Origin of the sequence: Nonomuraea sp. NPDC059007, assembly GCF_042740555.1 — a bacterium.
GTDB lineage: Bacteria > Actinomycetota > Actinomycetes > Streptosporangiales > Streptosporangiaceae > Nonomuraea.
Map to the genome: position 1 here is coordinate 24772 of NZ_JBHYJD010000015.1, position 24493 is coordinate 49264.

The window sequence follows — 24493 nt, forward strand, 5'->3', positions numbered from 1 at the left end:
ACCCGGGCGGCGTGACACAAGCGCACGGCCGAGCGGGCAGAAGGACCGCCATGGGGCTTCGCGGAGGGATCGCCGCCGGCCAGGTGCCCGGCCGATTGGGTGTCAGGTGGTGTAGCGGAGGTGCTTTATGCCGTTGATGAAGTTGGACAGGAGGAAGTCGGGTTCGCCCGCGGACTTGATGGCGGGCAGGCGGGTGAGGAGTTCGCGGAACATCACGGTCATCTCGCGCTTGGCCAGGTGGGCGCCCAGGCAGTAGTGGGGGCCGGGGCCGCCGAAGCCGACGTGCGGGTTGGGGTCGCGGGTGATGTCGAAGGTGTCCGGGTCCTTGAAGACCGCCTCGTCGCGGTTGGCGGAGTTGTAGAACAGCAGCACCTTGTCGCCCTGGTTGTACCGCATGCCGTTCATCTCGATATCCCGCGTCAGCGTGCGGCGGAACTGGATGACCGGCGTCGAGTACCGGACGATCTCGTCACAGGCCTTGGCGATGCGGCCGTCGAAGTCGGCCATGAGGTGTTCGCGCTGGCCTGGGTGGTCGGTGAAGAGCTTCAGCCCGTACGCGATGGCGTTGCGGGTGGTCTCGCTGCCGGCCACCACCAGGAGGATGAAGAAGGAGCCGAGTTCCTGGGAGGTGAGGCGTTCTTCGCCGTTGACCAGGAGGCTCACCAGGTCGCCCGTGGGGTGTTTGCGGCGCTGGTCGCCGAGGCGGGCGGCGAGGCGGTTCAGGCTGTAGCCGGCGTGGAGGAGCTTGCCGAGGCCGCGGGCGACGTTCATGCGCTTGAAGTCGGGCTCGATGCCCGTGTACTCGGCGTCGGTGTTGCCGAGGATGATGTTGGTCCGCCGCAGCACCATGTCATGAAATTTCGCGGGGATGCCCATCATGTCGCAGATGACGCGTACGGGGAGTCTGGCGGCGATCTGCTCGACGAAGTCACCCGGGCCCTGCGCGATGGCGTCGTCCACGATCTCGGCGGCGGCCCTGGCCAGGTCCTCCTCCATCTTGGAGAGGATGCGCGGGGTGAAGGCGCGGGAGACGACCCTGCGCAGCCTGGCGTGCTTGGGGTCGTCCATGTTGATCATCGAGCCGAAGTACACGGCCAGCCAGCGCGGCATGTCCGGGATGCTGTTGGAGCAGGGCTCGCTGCTGAACACGGCCGCGTTGCGGCTGGCCTCGGTGACGTCGGCGTGGCGTACCAGGGCGTAGTAGCCGGGGCCGCCGCCGATGAAGGGCACGTGGTTCTCGCGGACGAACACCGGGCGCTCGAGCCCGCGCAGCTGACGGAAGGCGTCCATGCGCTCGGCTTGCGGTAAGGCCCAGAACGGTATCTGCGACAGGTCGATGTCGGATGTCGCCGTCATGTCTCCCAAGAGTTGCGCAAGCAATCACTTACGTCAAGACCGGCGCCGCCCCCGCGACGCCGGTCGGAACACGCCTCAGCAGCCGTCGAGGTACGTCTTGCCTTCGGTCCAGACGGTGTCGTCGAAGTCGTGCGCGTACACGCCCAGGGTGGCGTCGACGGGGTGATTGCTCGCGTTCCTCCAGAGCCGGCCCGCCTGACGCTCCTTGAGCCGCAGCTGCGAACCCTGGATCCGGAAGGTGATGTCGGTGCCCTGCGAGGTGCGGTTGTAGACCCACACGCACGCCCCGGCGGGGACCGTACGGACCTGGCAGCCGTTGTTCCAGCCCATGGCGGGTGCCTTGCAGCGGAACGGCTTGTCGTCCGACGCCAGAGCCGGCGCCCCGCCCACCGCGAGGGCCGCGGTCAGGACCACCAGAGCGTTCTTGATCATGAGATTTCTCCTCTCGATGCGTAGTGAAATGGCTACGCTGTGCGATGCCTCCACTGTCGGCGGGGCGGTGCGGCGATGGGGAGGGGTTGACCGTTTCCCGATGGATGGGCGACGCCAGGAAACGACCGCGTTCGGCGCGGAACTACGCAGGTGGCGCACGCTTCGCGGGCTTTCCCTGACCACGCTGGCCGAGCGGGTGCACTACAGCAAGGGCTACCTGAGCAAGATCGAGAACGGCGGCAAGCGGCCCACGCCCGAGCTGGCGCGCGCCTGCGACCGCGCGCTCGAAGCCAACGGCGCCCTGGTACGGCTGGCCCCGCCCAGAACCGGCGGCGGCGACGAATGCCCCTACCCGGGTCTCGACGCCTTCGGCCCCGGCAGCGCCCACTGGTTCTTCGGCCGCGAGGAGGCGACAGCCGAGCTGACCATGCGGCTGGCCGCCAGGATGGACGGCGGCGGCCCGCTCGTGGTGGTGGCGCCGTCGGGAGCGGGCAAGTCCTCGCTGCTCGGCGCCGGTCTGGTGCCCGCGCTGGCCCGCGGCGCGCTGCCCCGCGCGGGTTCCAGCGAGTGGCCGGTCGTGCTGTTCACGCCGACCGCCCGGCCCATGGCCCGCCTGGCGGAGATCCTGGGCACGGACGGCCCGCTCGTCCTGGTGGCCGACCAGTTCGAGGAGGCGTTCACGCTCTGCCGCGACGACGCAGAACGCGACCTGTTCGTCCGCACACTCAATGAGCTGGCCGTCTCCGGCCGGGCGCTCGTCGTGCTGGGCCTGCGCGCCGACTTCTACGGCCACCTGCTCGCCCACCCCGAGCTGGTGGCGGCGCTGCGCGGCGGGCAGCTCGCGCTCGCGCCGCTGACCGAGAGACAGCTGCGCGCCGCCATCACCGAACCCGCCAAGGCCGTGGGCCTGAGCCTCGAACCCGGCCTGGCCGACCTGCTTCTGCGCGACGGCCTCCTGCGCGACGGCCATCTGCGCGACGGCGGCGAGCCCGGCACGCTGCCGCTGCTGGCCCACGCCCTGCGCGCGCTGTGGCAGCAGCGCGAGGGCAACATGCTCACCGTGGCCGGCTACCACCGCACCGGCGGCATCCACGGCGCCGTCGCCACCACGGCCGAGGACCTCTACACCGGCTTCGACGACGCCGCGCGCGAGGTGGCCAGACGCCTGCTGCTGCGGCTGGTGCAGCTCGACCCCGACGGCGGCCAGACCCGCCGCCGGGTACCGCTCGGCCTGATCTCGCCCGCCTGGCGGCCGGTCCTTGACGCGCTGGTCGGCGCCCGCCTGCTGACAGCCGACGAGAGCGAGGTGTCGATCGCCCACGAGGCGCTGCTGGGCGCCTGGCCGAGGCTGCGCGACTGGATCGAGACCGACCGAGCGGGCCTGCAGACCCGGCGCAGGCTGGGCGAGGCGGCCCAGGCGTGGCGGCAGGCGGACGACGACGCCTCGTTCACCTACCGGGGAGCCTCGCTGGCGGTGGCGCGCGAGTGGGCGGCCGCGCATCCCGACGAGCTCGGCCCGCTGGAGGCGGAGTTCGTGCGCGCGGGCGAGCACGAGGAGCGTCGCGCCGCGAGGAAGCTGCGCCGCCTGGTCGCGGCGCGCACCGCGCTGGTGGTCGTCACGGCCATGACGGCCGGGGTGGTGGTCTGGCAGGTCGGCGATGCCAGGGCCGAGCGCGACGAGACGCTCTCGCGGCAGGTGGCCGCGGTCGCCGGTTCCGTCCGCCCGGGAAACGCGCCGCTGGCGGCGGGCCTGGCGCTGGCGGCGTGGCAACGGGCCGAGACTCCCGAGTCGCTCGGCGCGCTGCTCGGCTCCAGCGGCTTCCCCGCCGGGAGCCGGTCACGTGCGGGCTCGGGGCGGGTGACGGTCATGGCCGCCAGCGCCGACGGCGCCGCCGTGGTGACGGGCGACTCGGCGGGTGAGGTGTGGCTGCGCCGTACCGGAGACTCGGCGGGTGAAGTGGGGCCCGGCCGTACCGGAGAGTCGGCGGTACGGCTGGCGTGGGACCTCGGCCGGATCACCGCGGCGGCCTTCCGCCAGGACGGGCGGGTCGTGGCGGTCGGCGGCGAGAAGGGCGTGCGGGTCTGGCGGGTCGGCAGGCCCGAGCCGATCGCCACCCACGCGGCCTCCGCTGTCGGCTTCCTAGGTTTCGAGGGAGAAGCCGTGGTGGCGGGCACCGGCGAGGGGACGCTGACCTGGAAGGACGCCACGCCGGAGCGCTCAAAAGAGACGGGCCGGCTCGTCGGGCTGACGCCGGACGGCCCGATCGGCACCGACAGGCAGGGCACGCTCTTCGCCCTCAGCCCCGACCACGCCACCCTCGCCGCCGCGGACGGAAACCGGCTGTGGCTGGTCGAACGCGAGTCCGGCCGGGCCAGGGAACTGCCGACCACCGGCGGCTTCATCTACTCGCTGGCCTTCAGCCCCGACGGCCGGCAGGTCGCCGCGGGCACGAGCGCGCCCGGGGTGCGCCTGTGGAGCACCGCCGACGGCGCGCTCCTCACCGACCTCCCCCACCCGGCGGAGGTACGGGCGCTGGCCTACGGCGGCCGCGACCTGCTGGCCGGGGTGGCCGACGGGGAGGTGTTCCGCTGGGCGATGCCGCTGCCGGCCCCGCGCGCCCACCCCGGCGAGGTCATGGCGGTGACCTCGGACGAGCGGCTCATGGCGACCGGCGGCAAGGACGGCGGCGTCGGCCTGTGGACCCTCGACGGCGCCCCGCTCGGCACGGCCGGGAAGCATGACGGCCAGGTCAACAACCTCGTGCTGGCCGGCGGCCTGATGGCCTCGGCGAGCGACGACGACACCGTCGGCGTCTGGGACGTCTCCCGGCCGGGCGGCCCGCGCCTGCTCAGCCGGTTCAGCGGGCACGACACCGACGTGGTCGGCGCCGCCCTGAGCCAGGACGGCCGGATCGGCGCGAGCGTCTGCGAGAACGGGCACGTGCTCCTGTGGGACCCGGCGACCGGGAAGCGCCTGGGCGAGCTGCCCGGCGTCGACGGCGTCACCGACGTGATCCTCAGGGAGGACCTGCTGGCCGTCGGCGACGCGGAGAACAACGTGCAGATCTGGGACGTCGGCCACCCCGACGCGCCGAAGCGGGTCAGGGTGCTCAAGGGCCACACCGGCTACTCCGACGACCTCGACTGGCATCCGGGCGGCCGGTACCTGGCCAGCGCCGGGCACGATGGCGCCGCGCTGGTGTGGGACCTGTCGCGTACCGAGGACACGCCCGTCGCGCGGCTGACCGGGCACACCGGGATCGTCAAGAGCGTCTCGTTCGACGCCGCGAGCGAGCGCCTGGCCACGATCGGCACCGACGGGACGCTGCGCCTGTGGGAGCGGCACCGGCTCCAGGCGGTCTGGCGGACCGCGGGCGCCGCGCTGCGCTTCCTGCCCGGCGGGCGGCTGGTCTCCGGCGACCACGACGGCCTGCTCCACCGGTGGACGCTGGATCCGGAGCCGGTGGCCGCGCGCATCTGCGCGCTCGACCCCACTCCCGTCAGCGCGCGGGAGTGGAGCCGGCACGTCTCCGACGGCGCTTACGCCCCGGTGTGTCCCGAGCGCGACTGAAGGATCAGGTCGGCGCCCTTCTCGCCGATCATGATGGCGGGCGCGTGGGTGTGGCCCCGGTTGAGCGTCGGCATGATCGAGACGTCCACGACGCGCAGCCCTTCGAGCCCGCGCACCTTGAGCGCGGGGTCGACGACGGATTCGGCGTCGGTGCCCATCCGGCAGGTGCCGACCGGGTGGTAGAGCGTCTCGCCGCGCTCGCGTACCCACTGGGCCAGTTCTTCGTCGCTCTCTGGCGCCCAGTAGGGCGCCATGGGCCCGCCCGCGTAGGGGCGCATCGCCGCGGTGGTGAAGACCTGCTTGGCCGCCTTCAGCCCGGCGACCAGGCGCTTCACGTCGGCCTCCTGGGTGAGGTACCCGGGGTCGATGGCCACCTCGCGCCCGCTCAGCGAGACCCGCCCGCGGCTTTCCGGCTGCAGCAGCACGACGCCGACGGTCAGCCCGTGCCCGGTCGGCGGGGTGAGGCCGTGGTCGATGAACGGGCCGGGCGCGAAGATCAGCTCGATGTCCGGCGCGGGCTCCTCCGGCGAGGTCTTGATGAAGGCGACCGCCTCCCCCACGTTCGTGGTGAGCATGCCGGAGCGCAGCACGATGTAGCGGACCAGCTGCACCAGCGACTCGGCCTTGACCAGCGTGACCGGCTGTGTGGACTCGACGTAGACGCCGCTGGACAGGTGGTCCTGAAGGTTCCTGCCGACCTCGGGCAGGTCGTGGACGAGTTCCACCCCGGCCTCGCGCAGGTCCTCGGCCGCGCCCACGCCCGAGCGCAGCAGCAGGTACGGCGAGCCGATCGCCCCCGCCGACAGCACGACCTCCCGCCTGGCCGACACCCGCACCCCGCCGTGCTCGACCCCGACGGCCCGGTTGCCCTCGAACACCACGCGGTCCACGGTCGCGCCGGTGAGCACGGTGAGGTTGGGCCGCTTGAGCGCAGGGCGCAGGTAGGCGTCGGCCGAACTCCAGCGGCGGCCGCGGTCCTGGGTGACCGGGGTGGGGCTGTAGCCCTCGTTGACGCGCTCGTTCAGCTCGCCGAGGCGGCGCATGCCGAGCTCCTGGCAGGCCTTGAGGAAGGCGGCGGTGGTGACGTTGGGGCTGCGCAGCTCGGAGATGTGGAGCGGTCCCGCGGTGCCGTACACGCCGCCGTTGTTGCTGCCGACGCGGTGCTCGGCCTTCTTGAAGTACGGCAGGACGTCGTTGAAGCCCCAGCCGGGGACGCCCCACTGGTCGTAGTCGGCCGCGCAGCCGCGTACCCACATCTGGGCGTTGAGCGAGGAGGAGCCGCCGATGACCCGCCCGCGCGGCCAGTAGAGCTCGCGCCCGGCCATCTCGGCCTGTTTGGTGGTGGTGTAGTTCCAGTCGTACTCGGTCTTGAACAGCGCCTTGAACCCGGCCGGCATGCGGATCTCGAGCTTGTCGTCCTGGCCGCCGGCCTCGACCAGCGCCACGGTCACGCCCGGATCGGCCGACAGCCTGTTGGCCAGGACGCACCCGGCCGAGCCCGCTCCGACGACCACGTAGTCGTACTCCATGACCCCTCCGAACGGTAAGTAACCTGGTACTTGCCTACCCCAGGGGACAGGTCCCGTCCATACGCAGTTGTGACCTCAGTTACCTACCGGTCGGTATGCATCGCCTGCTTAGATGGCGGCAAGCCGGCCCGAGGGAGGAAGCTCTTCCATGCTCAACTTGTCGATCGTCCTGGAGGACAGCGCGAGGAACGCGCCAGACAAGACGGCCATCGTCTTCGGTGATATGCGACTGCCGTACTCGATGGTCGACAACGTGGCCAACCAAGTGGCCAATCTGCTGGTTTCGCGGGGCATCGGCAAGGGGGACAAGGTCGCGCTGGCCTGTCCGAACCTGCCCTATTTCTCCTTCATCTACTTCGGCATCCTCAAGGCCGGCGCCACCGTGGTGCCGCTGAGCGTGCTGCTTCAGGGCAGGGAGATCGCCTACCACCTCGCCGACAGCGACGCCAAGGCGCTGTTCTGCTTCGAGGGGACGCCCGAGCTGCCGCTGGGCGCGCGGGGCAAGGCCGGGTTCGAGGCCACCGAGGGCTGCGAGCACTTCTTCGTGCTGCCCGCCACGGCGCTGGCGACCGAATCGGAGCACGGCGAGTCGATCTGGGCGGCGCTGGGCGGCATGTCCAGCGAGTTCGCCACCGTGCAGACGGCGCCGGACGACACCGCGGTGATCCTCTACACCTCCGGCACCACCGGCCAGCCCAAGGGCGCCGAGCTGAGCCACCAGAACATGCTGCTCAACACCATGGTCTGCGACAAGATGTTCCCCAGGAGCGACGGGGGCGACGTCTACCTGGGCGTGCTGCCGCTGTTCCACTCCTTCGGCCAGACCGTGATCCAGAACACCGGCTTCCTGCGCGGGGCCACGATGGTGCTGCTCCCCCGCTTCGAGCCGGGCGACGCGCTGGCGATCATGCGCAAGGAAGGCGTGACGTTCTTCGCCGGCGTGCCGACCATGTACTGGGCCATGCTCACGAAGATCCACGCCGACGGCGCCGAGGTGCCGACGACACTGAACGTGGCCGTCGCCGGCGGCGCCGCCTCGCCCCTCGAGGTGCTCAACGACTTCGAGAAGACGTTCGGCATCGGCATCCTCGAAGGCTACGGCCTGTCGGAGACCTCCCCCGTGGCCAGCTTCAACCAGCTCGGCCGGCCCACCAAGCCGGGCACGATCGGCACGCCCATCTGGGGCGTGGAGATGAAGCTCATCGACGCCGACTGGAACACGGTCGGGGGCGAGGGCCCCGGCGAGATCGCCATCCGCGGCCACAACATCATGAAGGGCTACTACAACCGGCCCGAGGCCACGGCCGAGGTGATGAACGACGGCTGGTTCCGCACCGGCGACATCGCCACCCGCGACGCCGACGGCTACTACTCCATCTTCGACCGGGCCAAGGACATGATCATCCGGGGTGGCTTCAACGTCTACCCGCGCGAGGTCGAAGAGGTCCTCATGTCCCACCCGGACGTCTCGCTGGTGGCCGTGCTCGGCGTGCCGCACGAGTCGCACGGCGAGGAGATCAAGGCGTACGTCATCCGCTCGGCCGGCTCGGCGATCACCGAGGACGAGCTGATCTCCTGGTCGAAGGAGAACATGGCGGCCTACAAGTACCCGCGCAGCGTCGAGTTCCGCGACGAGCTGCCCATGACCGCCTCCGGAAAGATCCTCAAGCGCGAACTGCGCTGACCCACCGGCCCGTACGGCTCGCGCCCTCCCCCCTGAGGCGCGAGCCGTACTCGTGTCTAGATCCTCGCCAGTTCCTCGCGCATGGTGCCGAGACCCATCGGGCCGAGGTCCAGCGCGGCGGTGTGCCAGGCCTTGAGATCGAAGCCGGGCCTGGCCTGCGCCTCGGCCCGCGCCTCCAGCCAGGCGCGCTCGCCCAGCTTGTAGCAGATGGCCTGGCCGGCCCAGCCGAAGTAACGCAACACCTCGGGGTGGACCTTGTGCGCCTCGGCCCTGCCGCGCTCGCGCAGCACCTCGCAGGCCTTCTCGAACGTCCAGCGCGAGCCGTCGGGCAGCGGCAGCTCCAGGTGGACGCCGATGTCGATGACCACGCGGGCGGCACGCAGCGCGGAGGCGGCCAGCATGCCCAGCCGGGCGCCGGGGGCGGTCAGCCAGCCCAGCTCGTCGGCCAGCCGCTCGGCGTACAGGGCCCAGCCCTCGCCGTGGCCGCCCACCCAGGACATCTTCGCGTAGCGCGAGAGCTTGTCACCGGCGACGGCGACCGCGCCCAGCTGCAGGTGGTGGCCGGGCACGCCCTCGTGGAAGACCGTCGTCAGATCGCTCCACGTGGCGAACTTCTCCCGCCCGCCGAGCGGCCACCAGGTCCGTCCCGGCCGCGAGAGGTCCTCGCTGGGCTGCGTGTAGTACGGCGCGGCGGACGTGGACCCGGGCGCGAGCACCACGTCGACCGTGCGCAACTGCTCGGGGATGTCGAACTGGGCGCCGTTGAGCGCGGCGATCGCCCGCTCGTGCTGATCCTTCAGCCAGGCCAGGTACGCGTCGGGGCCGACCACGTACTCGGTGGAGTCCAGGTGGGCGGTGGCCTCGTCCACGGTGGCGCCGGGCAGGATGGCGCGGGCCTCGGCGGCCATCTCCGCCTCGATGCGATCGAGCTCGGCCCAGCCCCAGGCGTAGGCGTCGCGCAGGTCGATCTCGTCGCCGAGCTGCATGCGGGCGGCCACGGCGTAGCGCTCGGGCCCGACGGCGTCGCGCTCGTCGGCCCGCGGCGCGTACTGCTCGCGCAGGTAACGCGCGGTCTCGGCGTAGCCCCGGTAGGCGCTGCGCGCGGCCTCGGCCAGCTCGCCCGCCACCGGGCCGTCGCCGTAGCCGGCGATCAGGTCGTCGTGGGTGCCCTCGAAGCGCTCCGCCTGGTCGGCGGCCCCGAACGCCTGCCGCCGCGCCGCGCGCAGGCCGCGCTCCAGGCCGGCGTCGAGGGTGGTGCGCCAGCCGTTCAGCATGCCGGGGACGGCGGCCAGGCGCGCGGCGATGGCGCGCCACTGCTCGTCGTTGTTGCGCGGCAGCAGGTCGATGCTGTCCCTGAGCCCGGAGACGAGCCCGAAGGGCGAGCTGACATCCCGGTACGGCTCGCCGATCGCGTAGACGGCGGCCTGCGCCTCCAGCCGCTCGCGCAGGTGCGCCGCTGCTCTGCGGTCGGCGTCGGAGGCCGGGGCCAGGCGGCTCAGCTCGGCCAGGGTGTCACGGACCAGCTCCTGCCTGGCCGCGTGGCCGTCGGGGCTGTAGTCGGTGGCCACGCCGAAGTCGCCGACGATGCCCAGGTAGACGGATTCGACGGGGTCCAGGGCTGCCGCCCTCAGGATGTACTGCTCACACAGGCGGAAGATTGCGCTCACCCAGGCACAATAGCCACATTTCCTTCATTACGCGGGGTCGGAACATCTTCCTCAGGGCAGTAGTTGCAGAAACGCTTTGTCTGCTACGGTGCAGAGATGTCAACGGACCCCAGCAAGGTCTTCCGCCGCTATCTGAGCGCCGGCGTGATCAACGCGCTGGCCACGGCGGAGGCGGCGGGACTCAACGCCACCGACTACTACGCGCTGAACCTGCTCGACCTGTCCGGTCCGCTGACCTCCGGCGACCTGGCCGCCGGCACCGGCCTGACCACGGGCGCGACCACGCGCCTCATCGACCGGCTGGAGAAGGGCGGGTTCGTGCGCCGCGTGCCGGACCCGGACGACCGGCGCAAGGTCATCGTGGAGTCGGTGGCGCGGCCGGAGGGGTTGGAGCAGGTGCTCGCCGGGACCCGGCGGCGGCTCGGCGAGGTGTTCGAGGGGATGGCGGAGGGGGATCGGGCGGTGCTGTTCCGCTACTTCACCGAGGCCGCCGACGCCTACCAGGCCGCCACCCAAGAACTCCACCAACCCCGAACCCCCTGACCTTCCCGCCTCCAGGCATTACGGTCTTCCGCCCTTCCCAGACCCCGGAACCCCACCTCGCCCCAGACCCAGGGAACCCGGGGTCCGGGGCCTGAGAGGCCGGGACCGGGGTCCGGGGTTCGGGGGCCGGAGGGCCGGGGTCTGAGGGGCCCGGGGTGCCCGGAGGCACGAGGCCCGGAGGCCAGGACCCCGGGCTCCCTGGGCCCGGGAGTCCGGGAGTCCGGGGGTCCGAGACCTGGGGGCCCGGAAATCCGGGGTTCGAGGCCTGGGGGTCCGGGGGTCCGGGGGTTTTGGGGTTTGGCGGGGTGTCAGCGGGAGGTGGGTAGGAGCGGGAAGGAGGGCTGGGCGGACTTGAAGGCGGTGTCCGTGCCGCAGGCGCCCTTCAGCAGGAAGGAACCCAAGGCCGGGTCGATGTCGTTGGGCAGCATCTGCCCGTTCTGGTCAAAGCGCTGGTACTTCATGAGGTTCATCCCGAACGACACCTGCCGCCGCCCGTCCTCGCTGACCAGCGACTGCGTGCCCATCCCGAACACCCCGCCGTCATGCCCCCAGAACCGCCCGCACGGCAGGTCCAGCGGATACAGCCCCAGCCCGTAGTCCATGGCGAACCCGGCCACCCCCACCTTCACCGTCGTCTTCATCTGGGCCAGCGACGCCGGCCCGATCAGGTCGCCCCGCAGCAGCGACCGGTAGAAGGAGTTGAGGTCGTCCATGGTCGAGACCAGGTTCCCGGCGACTCCGGCCCACGACATGTCGTACACGCTGTAGTCGCGCGGCGGGTCGATCCAGCCGTACATGTTCTCGTAGGCCTTGGAGTGCGCCCCCCGGATGTACGGCGAGCGCGGGAAGGCCGTCTCCCGCAGCCCCGCCTTCCTGATCACGTGGCGGGTGATGTAGTCCTCGGGGCTCATCCCCGTGACCTTCCGCAGCACCAGCCCGGCGATCACGTAGTTGGTGTTGGAGTAGGAGCCCGGCTGGGCGCCCGGCTCGCCGTACGAGGGAGCTGCCAGGCCGAGCTTCACCAGCTCCTCGGAGGAGAAGGTGCGGAAGCGGTTGTCGTCCAGACTCTTGGCCGAGCCCTCCAGGAGCGACGGGAACGCGCCGGCGATGTGGTCGGAGATGCCGCTGGTGTGGTTGAGCAGCATCCGGGTGGTGACCTTCTGGCCGCGTTCGCCGGGGATGAGGCCGGGCAGGTAGCGGGCCACCGGGGCGTCGAGGTCGATCCGGCCGCGTTCGACCTGCTGGAGGACGGCCACGGCGACGAACGTCTTGGTGATGCTGCCGATCCGGTGGCGCAGGCCGGGCCGTACCGGACGACGGGTGTCCACGTCGGCCACGCCCGACGCGCCCGCCCATTCCCGGCCGCCGGCGCGCGCCTGGGCGTAGATGCCGTACATGCCCGCGGCGTGGACGGCGTCGAGTGACTGCCTCAGCTCGCGCCGGTCGAGCTCGCCCGTGGTGGCCGCGGCCGGTGCGCCGCCGAGGTACAGGGCCGCCGCGACGGCGGCGACGGTCGCGATCAATGGTCGTCTCATGAGATCCAGCATGATCGCTGGGCGCCCGCGCGGTCAGTCCGGCGCGTCACCGGCTGGGAATGACAACTGTCATGTCCAGGTGAAGCGGGTGGCGTCCTCGGGGAGGCTGTTCCAGGCGAGGACACGTTCCGGCCGCAGGGCCCAGACGTCGGGCAGGAACGCGCCGTAACCGTATTTCTCCTTGTCGGCGGCCTCCAGGCGGCGGGCCAGGTCCGGGTCGGGAGTGGTCCAGGTGGCCGTGCCCTCCACGATGACGGCCGCGGTCGCGTTCTCCAGGTGGACGCAGGCGTGGACGTTCGCGCGCAGATTGCGGATGTGGACGGTCTCGTCGCCGCCGCTGAAGTAGAAGGCGTCCGCCACCCACAACCCGTCGACCGGGACGACGTGCGGGCGGCCGTCCGGGCGCGCCGTCGCCAGCCAGTAGCTGGGGGCGGCCCGGAGCTTCTCCCGCACCTCGTCCCAGGTCAGGGTGATGGTCTGCGGCTGGGTGCGATACCCGTCGGGCAGGTCGAGTACTTCGGTCCTCGGCTCCATGGCCCGAGTATGCGCGTCAGCCGTCCGCCCGGCGATTGAAAACCGAACGTGCCCAGAAATATCCGGCGAAGGCCCCGGCCAGGCACCAGGCGATCGCCACCAGCCCCTGCCCGCCGACGGGCTGGCCCATGAGCAGCGCGCGCAGCGTGCCGATGATCGGCGTGAACGGCTGGTACTCGGCGAACCACCGCAGCCCCGCCGGCATCGACTCCGGCGTCACGATCGCGTTGCCCAGGAAGGGCAGGAACTGGAACGGCAGCCCGATGTTGCTCGCCGTCTCCGCGCCCTTGGCGATCAGCCCGAACGCCGCCGAGATCCATGTGATCGCGAACGCCACCAGCAGCATGAGCCCGATCACCCCGAGCCAGCCCAGCGGCCCCGCCGCCGGCCGGAACCCGATCAGCAACGCCACCAGCGTGACCAGCACCACGCTGATCATCGTCTGGATGACGCTGCCGACCACCTGCCCGGTCATGACCGATGCCCGCGAGATCGGCATCGTACGGAACCGGTTGATGATGCCCTCGGTCTTGTCCACCGAGACCGAGACCGCCACCACCACCGAGCCGGACATGGTGGCCATCATGAGGATGCCGGGGGTCACGAAGTTCACGTAGTCGCCGGTCGCCAGGCCCTTGCCGATCGCCCCGCCGAAGACGTAGACGAACAGCAGCAGCATGAAGATCGGGATGAACGCCACGGACAGCGTCATGTTCGGATACCGCTTGGCGTGCAGCAGGTTGCGCCGCAGCATCGTCATCGAGTCGCGCATGGCGAGGGTCGTCGAGCTCATCGGAGGGCGTCCTTCCGGGAGTCGTGGGGGTGGCCGGTCAGCGCGAAGAAGACGTCGTCGAGATCGGGGGTGTGCACCGACAGTTCCTCCACCTCGACCGCCGCGCCGTCCAGCCGGTCGATGAGGGCGCGTAGCGCGCGGAAGCTGCCGTCGTTCGGGACCTGCAGCGTGAGCGCGTCCTCGTCCGCGCTCACCTCGCCCGCCGCCCTGAGCGCGAGCTCGCCCGCCCGCAGCGCGCGCGGGTCGGCGAAGCGCAGGCTCACGTGACCGCCGGGAATGCGCCGCTTGAGCTCCTCCGCGGTCCCTTCCGCCACGATCCGTCCATGATCGAGTACGGCGATGCGGTCCGCCAGCTCGTCGGCCTCCTCCAGGTACTGCGTGGTCAGGAAGATCGTGGTGCCGTTCGCGACCAACTGGCGGATGATCTGCCACATGGTGTGGCGGCTGCGCGGGTCCAGGCCGGTGGTGGGCTCGTCCAGGAAGATGACCGCCGGGTCCCCGACCAGCGTCATCGCCAGGTCCAGGCGTCGGCGCATGCCGCCCGAGTAGGTGGTCGACACCTTCTTGCCCGCCTCGACCAGGTCGAAGCGCTCCAGCAGCTCGGCCGCCCTGCGGCGGCCCTCCTGCTTGGACAGGTGGTTCAGGTCGGCCATGAGGAGCAGGTTCTCCTCGCCGGTCAGATAGCCGTCGACGGCGGCGAACTGGCCGGTGACGCCGATGGACATGCGAATCTCGTCGGACTGCCTGGCCAGGTCGAAGCCGTTGACCCGCGCTTCACCCGCGTCGGGCTTCTTCAGGGTGGCCAGGATCTCCACGGCGGTGGTCTTGCCCGCGCCGTTCGGGCCGAGCAGCGAGAAGATGGTGCCGGTCGGCACGGTCAGGTCGATGCCGTCCAGGACCAGCTTGTCGCCATAGGACTTGCGCAGGCCGGTCACCGCGATGGCGGGTGGGGCATGGGTGGGCATGATGCCTCGTCTCTTTCGGACGTGTGGGTGTCGGGGGTCCTGCCCGGCCGGTTCCGGGCGCGCTCTGGCGCGCCGTGGCGGCGGTGCGGGGAACTGTCGCGCGCGGCCTGCGATCCCGGGAGCGGTCACCGGGCGGGCGTGCGGCGAGTGTCAGGTGAGGTCGGAGTCTGGGTGGTCAGGCAGGGGTCAGGTGGTCACCTCGTGGGGGGTAAAGGCGTGGACGGTCGGGGTTGCCGGTCAGGCGCGGCGGACGAGGATGTCGCCGTAGCCGGTCGTGGCGTGGATCTCGACCATGTCCTCCGCCTCGGCGGGGCCGTCGTGGGCGTCGAGCTGGACGCGCACGTCGCCGTACTGGGAGTTGACGTTCAGCCAGGCGGCCGTGCCCTTGCGGACGCCGACCTCCAGTTCGCCGTACGCCGTGTCGATCACCGTCGAGCCGCGGACGATCTGGCCCAGCCGTACGTCGCCCGCCGCGGTCTTGGCGGTCACGCCCGACAGCGCACGCTCGACCTGGATGTCGCCGTAGGCGGTGTTCATCCGTACGTCACCGGATACCTGGCCGAGCGTGATGTTGCCGTTGGACGTCTTCACCAGCGCCGCGCCGTCGATCTCCCGCACCCGGATGTCGCCGTTGGCCGTGGTGATCTCGGCGGGCCCGCCGGCCCGCGTCACCAGGACGTCGCCGTCACCGGTGTGGATCTGGAGCCGTCCGGCCTCGTCGACGTCGACGTCGCCCATCGACGTGGTGAAGCGGCAGTCACCCAGCCGCCCGCGGCAGCGCACCTCCGCGTCGGCCCGCACCTCCACGCCGGACCCCGAGGGCAGCTCGACCGTCACCTCGACCGAACCACCCCACGACCACCACCAGCTACGGCGGCCGGTGTCCTTGGACGTCTTCACGGTCAGCCTGCCGCCGGTGTACTCGACCCGGGTCTGCTCGGCGGCGCTGACATCGGATTCGTTGCCGGAATCGGCCGGGCGCACGTCCACGACCGTGTCGGTGCGCTCGCTCGCGACGATGCGGATATGGCCGGTGCCGATCTCGATGCTGGCCGAGATCGGCTCGTTCGTGTCGAACGTGGGCATGGCGCTGCCTCCTCTTGATACCTGCCGCCGGGAGCGGCGGACCGATGCCGGCGTCCGCCGCTCCCGTATGCCGGGGCCGATGCCGGTGTCCGCCGCCCTCAGATGCCTGTGCGGCGGGCCGATGCTGGTGTCCGCCGCCCTCAGATGCCTGTGCGGCGGGCCGATGCTGGTGCGCGCCGCCCTCAGATGCCTGTGCGGCGGGCCGATATGACGACGGCGCCATGGGCGGCGCCGGGATGCGGGGTCAGCGGACCCAGCCGGTGTAGCGCTGGCCGCCGGTGCCGGCGTCCTTCGTTCCCCGGCCCCCGTGGTCGGGGTCGAGAGCCGCCGACACCGCGCGGACGAGCCAGGAGTTCACCGACAGCCCCTCTTGGGCGGCGGCCTCGTCGATGCGCGGTTTGAGATGGTCGGGAACCCGCAGCGCCACCCGGGTGGTGCCGCCTTCGTCGGTCTCCGGCGGGCGTACCGAGCGGGCCTGGGCGACTCCTGGACCCGCCTCCGTGTCACGTGGTGCCACGGGTGGCGGGGTCACGACGAAGTCGGGGTCACGCCCGCGCAGCCGTACGTCCACCGAGCCGGGGGCGAGCTCCCTGGTGATCTCGTTGGCGGCGGCCGACAGCGCCTCGAGCAGGGCCAACCGGGCGGCCGACTCCAGCGACGCGATGAGGCGCCCGGCCAGCGCCCGGGTCTCCTCACCGCCCGCCTCGGCGGCGACCGCCAGCTCCCGGCGGAGGTGATCGACATAGGGCGCGAGTTCCATGACACCACTATGACATGCAAGTGGCACCAATTCAAGCGCCAATGGCACCACCATGGCACCACTCAAGAAAACACCAGGTCAGGCAATCCTGCCACGCCTCCGGCCACGAGGGGAGCGGCACACCAAGTCGGCGGAACCCTGTCGTGGCGCCGGACGAGAGCAGCGGCGTTGTCCGGCCGCCGGGGGGCGAGCAGGAGGGCGCCAATCCGCCGAGGATGCGTTCCGGCTGCGCCCATACGTTTTCGGCTCTGGGCACGAAGTGCGCGGTGCCCGGCCAACGGGGCGGACGTCACGGCGGCCGGCCCCGCACGCTGGACGACCGTTCCCCTGGACGGGGCCCGGCCACGGTCGGCGGGCGGGGTCTTGGCGGCTGTGCCGTAACGGAAAAAAGGGGGAGATCAGAAGCGGGCGAGATTTTGGGAGAACACCCGCGCGGGATCATAAGCCCGCTTGACGGCGGCGAGGCGGGCGCGCGTCGCGGGTGGGTAGACGGCGGCGACGTCGGCGGGGCGGGGGTCGCTGAAGAAGTTCGCGTACGCGCCGGAAACGTGCGGCTCCATCGCCTCCCACAGCGCGTCGTAGGCCGGCAGCCGCGCGGGGTGGTCGGCCGGCGTGCCGAGCAGGACCCCCATCAGCATCGCCTCGCTGTCACGGTGCGCGAAGGCGGTGTCGTCGCCGCGCCCCATCGCGCCCCCGATCGCCCGGATCTCGCGGAACATCATCGGAATGTCCGCCGACACCCACGCGTCGATCAGCTCATCCGTCAGAACCGGGGCGAACCGGTTGCGGACCATGGGGCGCCAGCCGGGCGGCAGTTCGGCGCTCTCCAGGACCTCGGCGTAGGGAACGGTCGAGATCTCCTGGAACGTCGGCTCGCCCAGGCGGGTCAGTGGCTCGACGACCGCGGGGTCGTCGCCCGCGTAGGCCGCCAGGATCATGATCGACGCCGGCGCCTCCTCCCCGAACGCCGGGTACAGGTGCGCCGACGACGTCAGCTCCTCGCCCGCCTCGCGCACCACGTCCCGCCAGGCCTTGAGGACCGCGGCGGCGTCGTCGGCGGGGTACCCGACGCGGGCGAAGGTCACGGTCGTCTCCCGGCGAGCCCTGACCAGGAATGAGGTGATCACCCCGAACTCACCGCCACCGCCCCTGATGGCCCAGAAGAGGTCGGCGTTCTCGTCGGCGGCCACCCGCAGCACCTTCCCCGCTGCGGTCACCACCTCGGCCTCGACCAGGTGATCCAGCGCCAGCCCGTACTTGCGGACCAGCCACCCGATCCCGCCCCCGACCATCAGCCCGCCCACGCCGACCGAGTCGGTGTCACCCGAGGAGATCACCAGCCCATGCGGCGCCAGCACCCGCGAGACCTCGCCCCACCGGGCCCCCGCGCCGATCCGCACCAGGTCATCGTCCAGAACCTCGACGCCGTTGAGATATGCCAGGTCGATCACCACCCCGCCGTCGTTGGTGCCGTAGCCGGGCACGCTGTGCCCGCCGCTGCGCACCGACAGCACCAGCCCGTCGCGCACGGCGTGCCCGACCGCCTCGGCCACACCCGCGGCGTCGCGGGGGCGGACGACGCGCGCGGGCGCGCCCTCCTTGGCGAAGGTACGGCTCAGCCGCTCATACCCCTCGTCACCGGGGCGGACGATCTCGGTGGCCGTCGTGTCGTTCGTCATCGTTGTTGCCCTTCCAGTCCGTGTTCTCGCAGACAGGTCGGAGCCGGTGACGCCCGCTCTACACGCCGGCCCAAGATTCTTTCCGGGCATGGGAGGGTACGGGGCATGGTCTTCGGAGTCCGCGCGTTCGAACTGGCACTCATGCACCGCATGCGGGACCTCAACCCCGCCCGGGTCGAGGACGCCCTCGCCGACATGGGCGCCACCCGCGCCGAACTCCGCGAGGCCCACACCCTGTGGACCCGCACCGCCTACGCCGGCCGTTCGCCGAAGGGGGCGGGCCGGTTCCGGACGGCGCTGGGGCGGCCCGCGTTCGAGGGCGAACGGCCGATCGGCAGCCTGACCTGCGACGTGGTGCGGTGGGCGCTGCCGTACTGGCCGGGGCTGGAGTTCGAGCTGCTGGTCGGGCCGGGCGGCGAGATATGGAACCAGTGGTTCGTCCGGCCGTGCGGTGACCGGACGCTGAGCTTCGCCGGCCTCGTGCCGTGGGAGTGCGTCGTCGCCGACGTCGGCGCGAGCTTCCCCGGCGCCGTCCAGGAGGAGGGCGCCGCGCCCCACCACTGGGCCGTCTCCTTCCCGCACTCCGGCACTACCTACCGTGCCCGATTCGTCTACGGCCTCCTCCAGCGCGTCGATCCGCGTTAGGATACAACTGTATCCATTCGGGAGACGAGGTCATCATGCGCGCACCTGATCGGCCGTCCGGCTTCACCAACGACTCCGCCCGCGACAGGTTCCACGCCGTCTACGACCGCATGCTCGGCGAGCTGTGGCCGGTGCCGGTGGACGCCTTCGACGTCGAGACCCGCGCGGGAAAGGTACGGATCCACCGGGCCGGGCCCGCCGAAGGCGATCCCGTGGTCCTCGTGGCCGGTGCCGGCGGGAACGCGCTGGCCTGGTACCGCTACATCGAGCCGCTGGCGCGCACCCGCCCGGTCTTCACCGTCGACCCCCTCGGCGAGCCGGGCCGCTCGGTTCAGACCCGGCCGCTCACGAACGGCGCCGAGGTCGGCGGCTGGCTCACCGACGTCCTGGCCGCGCGCGACGTCGAGCGCGCACACGTGGCGGGCTTCTCCTACGGCGGCTGGACCGCGGTGGAGCAGCAGCTCAGCGAGGGCGGCCGGGTCGCTGCGCTGACGCTGGTGGACCCGGGCGGCTTCGCGCCGTTGCCCAAGCGGTTCGTCCGATGGGCCCTCGCCGGGGCCCTCGCCTCCCTGCTTCCCCGCCCGTTGCGGCACCGCATGGCCGGCGTCGTGAACAACGGGGTGCTGCGCGAGGATGGGCTGGTGAGGCTGACGCGGGCCGGATGGTCCTTCCGCCGGCGGCTGCCCGTGCCGCCCGCCTACACCGACGAGCGGATACGCCAGGTGCCCGTGCCCGTCCAGATGCTGCTGGGCGCGCGCAGCACGCTGCTCGACCCGCGGGCCGTGGCCGCGCGGCTGGCCGGCATCGCGCCGTCCTGGCGCGTGGAGATCGTGCCCGGCACCGGACACTCGTTGTCCGTCGAGGCTCCGGACCTGGTCATCGAGCGGATCCTCACCTTCCCCCGGCAAAAGGCAGGACACGGGCATGCCCCGACAGGTGGATCATGACGAGCGGCGGCGGCAGCTCACCGACGCGCTGCTGCGCATCGCCAGCACCCGCGGCCTGCAGGCGGTGTCGATGCGTGAGATCGCCGCCGAGGCCGGGGTCTCGCTGCGCGTCGTCCAGTACTACTTCACGAACAAGCAGGCCCTGCTCGAATCCGGCCTCACCGAACTGGGCGCCCGCATGGAGCGCCGGTTCAGGCAGCGGACCGCCGACGCGGGCGAGCTGACACCGCGCGGCGTCTTCGCCGCCGTCCTCGGCGTGAGCGTGCCGTTCGACGAGCAGAGTGAACACGACTCCATGGCCTGGACCGCCTACTACACCGCCGCCCTCACCGACCCGGCACTCGCCGCCGTCGGGCTCACCCTGCCCAACGCGCTGGAGAACTTCCTCACCGTACGGCTGACCGCCGCCCAGCAGGCCGGGGACATCGCCCCCGATCGTGACCCGCGTACCGAGGTCGCCGGCCTCCTGGCTCTCGCCAACGGCCTGACCTCCAGCGTCCTCAGCGGGCAGCGCAGCCACGAGGCCGCCGTCGAGATCATCGAATACCAGCTGGACCGCCTGTTCATCGCGGGCTGACGCGGCGGTTGGCGTTCACCCGGGCGGGCCCGCCTTGACGCGCTCCACCAGGCTTTCCATCGATCCCCGGTAGCCGTGGAGGTGTTCGAGCCACCAGGTGGCGCCCGCCTCGGCGTAAGCCCGTACCGACGAGCCGGGTTCGCTCACGCCGATGACCGCCACGTCGAGGTCGCCCGCTCCCGCCCGGCGCAGCTCACCGGCCTGGGCGGCCAGGGCGTCCGGTGTGAGCGACATGCGGCCCTCCTGGTCGTCGGCCGCGACGATCCAGCCGTCCCAGCGGGCGGCACGCCGGAGGGCGGCGGGAGCCGTGCCGCCGACCCACACCGGTACCCGGGGACGCTGGACGGGCAGCGGCGCGAGCCGTACGCCGTCGACGGTGTAGTGGGGGCCGCGGTGGCGCACCTCGTCGCCGGACCAGAGCGCGTCCAGCACGCCGAGCGCCTCGTCGAGCACGGCCCCGCCGGGACGCGCCGAGCCGAAGGCGGTGAACTCCGCCGTCACCCCGCCCAGCCCGGCGCCCAGGATCACCCGGCCGCCGCTCAGCCGGTCGAGCGTGGCCACGGTCTGGGCCAGCCGCTCCGGACGGTGCCGGGCCACGGCCGTCACCGCCGTGCCGAGCTTGACGCGCGAGGTCGCCTGGGCCACGGCGGCCAGCGCCACCCACGGATCGGCCGACGGCGTGCCCCAGGCGAAGGCCAGATGGTCCCAGACCAGCACCGCCTCCCACCCGGCGGCCTCGGCCTCCTGAGCCAGGGCGACCAGGCGCGCCGGCTCCGCAAGATCACCGAGAATCGCAATGTCAATGCCGTAACGCATACCCCGACCCAACCACCCGCCACCGACACTTTCCCGGAGCGGGTGGCGATGGGACCGGCCCATACGCTTCCCTTGTCCGCATCGGACACGAGCGAGGGAGACCCGGATGGCGGTTCCTTCTTGGCTCGACGCGCTCCCCGCGGCGATGACCGAGGCGGAGTTTCGGGCACTGCCGGAGGCCGTCGGCAAAACCATCGAAGTGGTCCACGGACACGTGATCAAGTGCGAGTCACCGGCTCCCCGGCACAACCGGATCGCGCGCCGGTTGGCTGGAGCGTTGGAATCCGCCCGCCCCGCCGCCGGGCCATGCCTGAGCGTTGAGACCGGTATCGGCGTGGTGCTGTGGCGGGAGCCGACGTTCACCTTCCGCCGGCCGGACGTGGCGGTCTATCACGATCCCTTGCAGAAGCCCGATGCCTCACATGTCCGGGCGGTCGCCGAGGTCGCCTCGCCCGGGACGGTCCGCGAAGATCTCACTGACAAGCGGATCCAATACGCCGACGCGGGGATCCCGCTGTATCTGCTGGTTCTGCTCGACGAGAAATACGAGATCACCGAGGTCAGGGAGTTTCACCTGGACGCGGTGGCCTCGGAGTATCGGCTGCACCGGGTGCATCGGGACCGGCTTGAGCTGGAGTCGCCGATCCTGGTCTCGGTTCCGCTCGCCGACCTGGTGGCACCGTAACGTGCTCCGCTGGAGCCCGGGGTGGGCTCCAGCGGAGGGGGAACGTCTACGGCCAGTTGACGGCGGGGCGGAGGGGGACGCCGGAGCGGCCCTCCTTGTCGAGCTTCACGCCCAGCACCTGGTGCAGCTGGACCTTGTTGCGCTCGAAGCCCACGATGCAGCCGGCCATGTACAGGGCCCACACCCGGGCCGTGCCCATGCCGACCTCCTGGACCGCGTCCTCCCAGTTGGCGTCGAGGTTGTCGCACCAGGCGCGCAGCGTCTTGGCGTAGTGCTCGCGCAGGTTCTCCTCGTGGCGGATCTCGAAGCCGAGGTCCTCCATCTGCCTGACCAGGTAACCCACCGACTCCAGCTCACCGTCGGGGAAGACGTAGCGGTTGATGAAACCGCCCTTGTTGAACGTCTTCTCCTTGCCGGTGGGCCGGGTGATGCAGTGGTTCAGGATGCGGCCGCCGGGGCGGAGCTTGCCGTACAGGAAGGAGAAATAGGCCGGTACGTTGGCCGCGCCGATGTGCTCGGTCAGGCCGATGCTGCTGACGGCGTCGAAGTCGCCCTCGGGGACGTCGCGGTAGTCCATGAAGCGGACTTCCGCCAGGTCCTCCAGGCCCGCCTCCTTGATGGCGGCCTGGGCCCATTCGGCCTGCTGCTTCGACAGGGTGACGCCGAGTGCCTTGACGCCGTAGTTCTTGGCGGCGTGCATGACCATGCCGCCCCAGCCGCAGCCGACGTCGAGCAGGCGCATGCCGGGCTTCAGGTCGAGCTTCTTGGCCACCAGGTCGAACTTGGCGAACTGGGCCTCTTCCAGCGTGGATTCCTGGGTGGGGTAGACGGCGCAGGTGTACGCCATCGACGGGCCCAGGACCCACTCGTAGAAGCGGTTGGAGACGTCGTAATGGTGGTGGATGGCTTCGGCGTCGCGCTGCTTGGCGTGCCGGGAGCCGAGCTTGGCCAGCGTGCTCTGCCGCATCTCCTGCGGAGGCGGCGGAACACGCATCATCAGCGGCTTCATCCCCAAAGAGCGGACGGCGTCCACTTTTTCGGCAAGAGTCAGGTCGTTGGTGGTGATGTTCCACATACGGTCGAGCAACGTGTAGATGTCGCCGTGCACATCGATGTGCCCCGAGACATAGGCACGCGCCAGACCCAGCTCCCCCGGAGCTTGAGCCAGGTACGCCACCGCGATGGGCGACTTCACCTCGATGGTGACGTCCGACCCGTCCGGCCCGGCTTTGCTGCCGTCATAGGCCAGGAACGAGATGTTCGACTGGGAACCGACGATTTTTTCAAAGATGGTTGCGAGCGCCATCACTTACCTTCCCCGCACACACTTGTCGTACAGGTCAAGCAGGCGACCGTTCGGATCGTATTCCCGCTTGACCGGCCAGTAAGCATCGCCGTTGTACAGCTGCCAGAACTGCTCACGGGCATAGAAACTGGTCGAATATAGCGACTTGTGCCCGTCCAGCTCGTGCACAGAGTTCTCGATGAGCCGGTTGTAGTACCCGTCGAACTGCCCCCGAGGCAACGGGACCAGCCCCCAGAACCCGAAGTTGACGTACAGCTTGCCCTGCTCCAGCGGATAGAGCGGCCAGTCGCTCGACGACTTGAGCGGGCACATCCAGACCGGCGTCATGCCGACCTTCTCGTGGAAGAACCGGAGGAAGTCCGCGCCCCGCTCGACCGGCGTCTCCACGTCCTGGATCACCGACTCCTGCACCGGCTGGTCGCGCCACCGGTCGACGCGGGCGGTGAAACCGTACTTGCGATCGAGGGCGACGAGCCTGCGGTAGACGTCGGAGCGCATGTAGCGGCGCGGCATGAGCGAGCGGACGACCGGCTGCTGCACGCCGAACGCGCGCGAGCACCAGAACCAGTCGGTGTCCCAGCGCCACAGGTAGTCGCGCACGGTCAGCCAGTCGCGGTTGCGCTTGCGGATGGACTGGTAGTAGATGCGCATACCCGTGTAGTCCGAGACGTACGGGGCGCGCTCGGCGAAGCGGCCGAGCGTGATGTACATCTCGTCGGGGCTGAAGAACACCCCGTCGATGAAGTCGACCTGCTCGCCGTCGTGCACCATCGTGTCGCAGATCTCCTGCATGGCCAGCATGCACTTGTCCGCGTCGGTGAACTTCACGTGCGTGAGATGCACGTACGGCTGGACCGCCTTGAGCTTGATCCGGATGCGCAGCGCGTAGCCGAGCGTGCCGTAGGAGTTCGGGAAGGCGCGGAAGAGGTCGCGGTGCTCGTTGTCGTCGCGGGCGATGACGATGCGCCCGTCGCCGGTGAGGATCTCGAGCTCCTCGACCGACTCGTGCGGCAGACCGTCCTTGAAGCTGGTCGACTCGATGCCCAGACCCGTCACCGCTCCCCCGAGCGTGATCGTCTTGAGCTGCGGCACGACGTACGGCATGAGCCCGTGCGGAAGGGTGGCGTCCACGAGGTTCTCGTAGGTCGTCATCCCCTGGACTTCCGCCGTCATCGTGACCGGATCCACGCTGATGACCTCGTCGAGGTCACGTGCGGAGAGCTTGGCCGTCTTGCCGTTGTCGCGGAACCTGAACAGGTTCGACGTGGCCTTGGCCAGGCGGGGCGCGGCGTCCCCTGGAATCTCGGCGTACGACTGCCGGATGTGCTCTACGGCCCTCTGGTGTGTCGACATGTCTGTCGTCACGGAACACCCCCTGGAGCT

The 24493-nt window shown here is 70.9% G+C and carries 21 protein-coding genes; 7 read left to right on the forward strand and 14 right to left on the reverse strand.

Annotated features, from left to right (window positions below):
* Window positions 1–102: 102 nt before the first annotated feature.
* Window positions 103–1356: a cytochrome P450 gene (locus ACFWY5_RS25000; RefSeq protein ID WP_379609420.1), complete on the reverse strand. Its 1254-nt coding sequence runs from the start codon at window positions 1354–1356 to the stop codon at window positions 103–105.
* A gap of 75 nt (window positions 1357–1431) precedes the next feature.
* Window positions 1432–1788 (reverse strand): hypothetical protein, encoded by a 357-nt coding sequence (locus ACFWY5_RS25005; RefSeq protein ID WP_379634681.1) that lies wholly within the window; start codon window positions 1786–1788, stop codon window positions 1432–1434.
* Between the two features lie 100 nt (window positions 1789–1888).
* On the opposite strand from ACFWY5_RS25005, the gene ACFWY5_RS25010 reads away from it, so the two are divergent.
* Window positions 1889–5359 (forward strand): helix-turn-helix domain-containing protein, encoded by a 3471-nt coding sequence (locus ACFWY5_RS25010; protein ID WP_379634683.1) that lies wholly within the window; start codon window positions 1889–1891, stop codon window positions 5357–5359.
* Here the strand turns inward: ACFWY5_RS25010 and ACFWY5_RS25015 are convergent.
* Window positions 5329–6888, reverse strand: a complete 1560-nt coding sequence (locus ACFWY5_RS25015) for a GMC family oxidoreductase (RefSeq protein WP_379634685.1) — start codon at window positions 6886–6888, stop codon at window positions 5329–5331. The genes ACFWY5_RS25010 and ACFWY5_RS25015 overlap by 31 nt on opposite strands.
* Before the next feature lie 148 nt (window positions 6889–7036).
* Here ACFWY5_RS25015 and ACFWY5_RS25020 point away from each other — a divergent pair, with 148 nt between their 5' ends.
* Window positions 7037–8572 carry a long-chain fatty acid--CoA ligase gene (locus tag ACFWY5_RS25020; protein ID WP_379609415.1) on the forward strand — a complete coding sequence of 512 codons (1536 nt, stop codon included), beginning with the start codon at window positions 7037–7039 and terminating at the stop codon, window positions 8570–8572.
* 56 nt (window positions 8573–8628) lie between these two features.
* Here ACFWY5_RS25020 and ACFWY5_RS25025 read toward each other — a convergent pair whose 3' ends face one another.
* The gene (locus ACFWY5_RS25025) at window positions 8629–10239 is read right to left on the reverse strand and encodes a DUF885 domain-containing protein (protein WP_379609414.1); all 1611 of its coding nucleotides are present in this window, start codon (window positions 10237–10239) and stop codon (window positions 8629–8631) included.
* Window positions 10240–10335: 96 nt separating this feature from the next.
* Here ACFWY5_RS25025 and ACFWY5_RS25030 point away from each other — a divergent pair, with 96 nt between their 5' ends.
* Window positions 10336–10782, forward strand: coding sequence for a MarR family winged helix-turn-helix transcriptional regulator (locus ACFWY5_RS25030; RefSeq protein ID WP_379634687.1), 447 nt, complete (start codon window positions 10336–10338; stop codon window positions 10780–10782).
* 308 nt (window positions 10783–11090) lie between these two features.
* Here ACFWY5_RS25030 and ACFWY5_RS25035 read toward each other — a convergent pair whose 3' ends face one another.
* The 7 genes from ACFWY5_RS25035 to ACFWY5_RS25065 all read right to left on the reverse strand — a co-directional run bounded on the left by ACFWY5_RS25035 (window position 11091) and on the right by ACFWY5_RS25065 (window position 18134).
* Window positions 11091–12317, reverse strand: coding sequence for a serine hydrolase domain-containing protein (locus ACFWY5_RS25035; RefSeq protein WP_379634690.1), 1227 nt, complete (start codon window positions 12315–12317; stop codon window positions 11091–11093).
* 69 nt (window positions 12318–12386) lie between these two features.
* On the reverse strand, window positions 12387–12851 hold the full coding sequence (locus ACFWY5_RS25040) for a pyridoxamine 5'-phosphate oxidase family protein (protein WP_379634692.1): 465 nt from the start codon (window positions 12849–12851) through the stop codon (window positions 12387–12389).
* Window positions 12852–12867: 16 nt separating this feature from the next.
* Entirely contained in the window at window positions 12868–13644 is a 777-nt protein-coding gene (locus ACFWY5_RS25045) for an ABC transporter permease (RefSeq protein ID WP_379634694.1), read from the reverse strand.
* Window positions 13641–14609 carry an ATP-binding cassette domain-containing protein gene (locus tag ACFWY5_RS25050; protein WP_379634697.1) on the reverse strand — a complete coding sequence of 323 codons (969 nt, stop codon included), beginning with the start codon at window positions 14607–14609 and terminating at the stop codon, window positions 13641–13643. Before ACFWY5_RS25050 ends, ACFWY5_RS25045 begins: the two co-directional genes overlap by 4 nt.
* Window positions 14610–14846: 237 nt before the next feature.
* On the reverse strand, window positions 14847–15695 hold the full coding sequence (locus ACFWY5_RS25055; protein ID WP_379609408.1) for a DUF4097 domain-containing protein: 849 nt from the start codon (window positions 15693–15695) through the stop codon (window positions 14847–14849).
* Between the two features lie 244 nt (window positions 15696–15939).
* Window positions 15940–16455 (reverse strand): hypothetical protein, encoded by a 516-nt coding sequence (locus tag ACFWY5_RS25060; protein WP_379634699.1) that lies wholly within the window; start codon window positions 16453–16455, stop codon window positions 15940–15942.
* 398 nt (window positions 16456–16853) lie between these two features.
* On the reverse strand, window positions 16854–18134 hold the full coding sequence (locus tag ACFWY5_RS25065; RefSeq protein ID WP_379634701.1) for an FAD-binding oxidoreductase: 1281 nt from the start codon (window positions 18132–18134) through the stop codon (window positions 16854–16856).
* Between the two features lie 105 nt (window positions 18135–18239).
* On the opposite strand from ACFWY5_RS25065, the gene ACFWY5_RS25070 reads away from it, so the two are divergent.
* From ACFWY5_RS25070 to ACFWY5_RS25080, 3 genes are read left to right on the forward strand one after another with little or no spacing between them, the layout of a single operon-like run.
* On the forward strand, window positions 18240–18779 hold the full coding sequence (locus tag ACFWY5_RS25070) for a hypothetical protein (RefSeq protein WP_379634703.1): 540 nt from the start codon (window positions 18240–18242) through the stop codon (window positions 18777–18779).
* A 35-nt stretch (window positions 18780–18814) separates the two neighbouring features.
* Window positions 18815–19726 (forward strand): alpha/beta fold hydrolase, encoded by a 912-nt coding sequence (locus ACFWY5_RS25075; RefSeq protein WP_379634705.1) that lies wholly within the window; start codon window positions 18815–18817, stop codon window positions 19724–19726.
* Window positions 19704–20303, forward strand: a complete 600-nt coding sequence (locus ACFWY5_RS25080; RefSeq protein WP_379609403.1) for a TetR/AcrR family transcriptional regulator — start codon at window positions 19704–19706, stop codon at window positions 20301–20303. Before ACFWY5_RS25075 ends, ACFWY5_RS25080 begins: the two co-directional genes overlap by 23 nt.
* A gap of 15 nt (window positions 20304–20318) precedes the next feature.
* Here ACFWY5_RS25080 and ACFWY5_RS25085 read toward each other — a convergent pair whose 3' ends face one another.
* Window positions 20319–21119 (reverse strand): LLM class flavin-dependent oxidoreductase, encoded by an 801-nt coding sequence (locus ACFWY5_RS25085; protein WP_379609402.1) that lies wholly within the window; start codon window positions 21117–21119, stop codon window positions 20319–20321.
* Between the two features lie 145 nt (window positions 21120–21264).
* Between ACFWY5_RS25085 and ACFWY5_RS25090 the strand changes: the two genes are divergently transcribed.
* On the forward strand, window positions 21265–21804 hold the full coding sequence (locus ACFWY5_RS25090) for a Uma2 family endonuclease (RefSeq protein ID WP_379634707.1): 540 nt from the start codon (window positions 21265–21267) through the stop codon (window positions 21802–21804).
* A gap of 46 nt (window positions 21805–21850) precedes the next feature.
* Here the strand turns inward: ACFWY5_RS25090 and ACFWY5_RS25095 are convergent, their stop codons facing one another.
* Both ACFWY5_RS25095 and ACFWY5_RS25100 read right to left on the reverse strand, forming a co-directional pair.
* The gene (locus tag ACFWY5_RS25095) at window positions 21851–23110 is read right to left on the reverse strand and encodes a class I SAM-dependent methyltransferase (RefSeq protein WP_379609400.1); all 1260 of its coding nucleotides are present in this window, start codon (window positions 23108–23110) and stop codon (window positions 21851–21853) included.
* Window positions 23111–23113: 3 nt separating this feature from the next.
* Window positions 23114–24463 (reverse strand): FAD-binding oxidoreductase, encoded by a 1350-nt coding sequence (locus ACFWY5_RS25100; RefSeq protein WP_379609741.1) that lies wholly within the window; start codon window positions 24461–24463, stop codon window positions 23114–23116.
* Window positions 24464–24493: the final 30 nt, after the last annotated feature.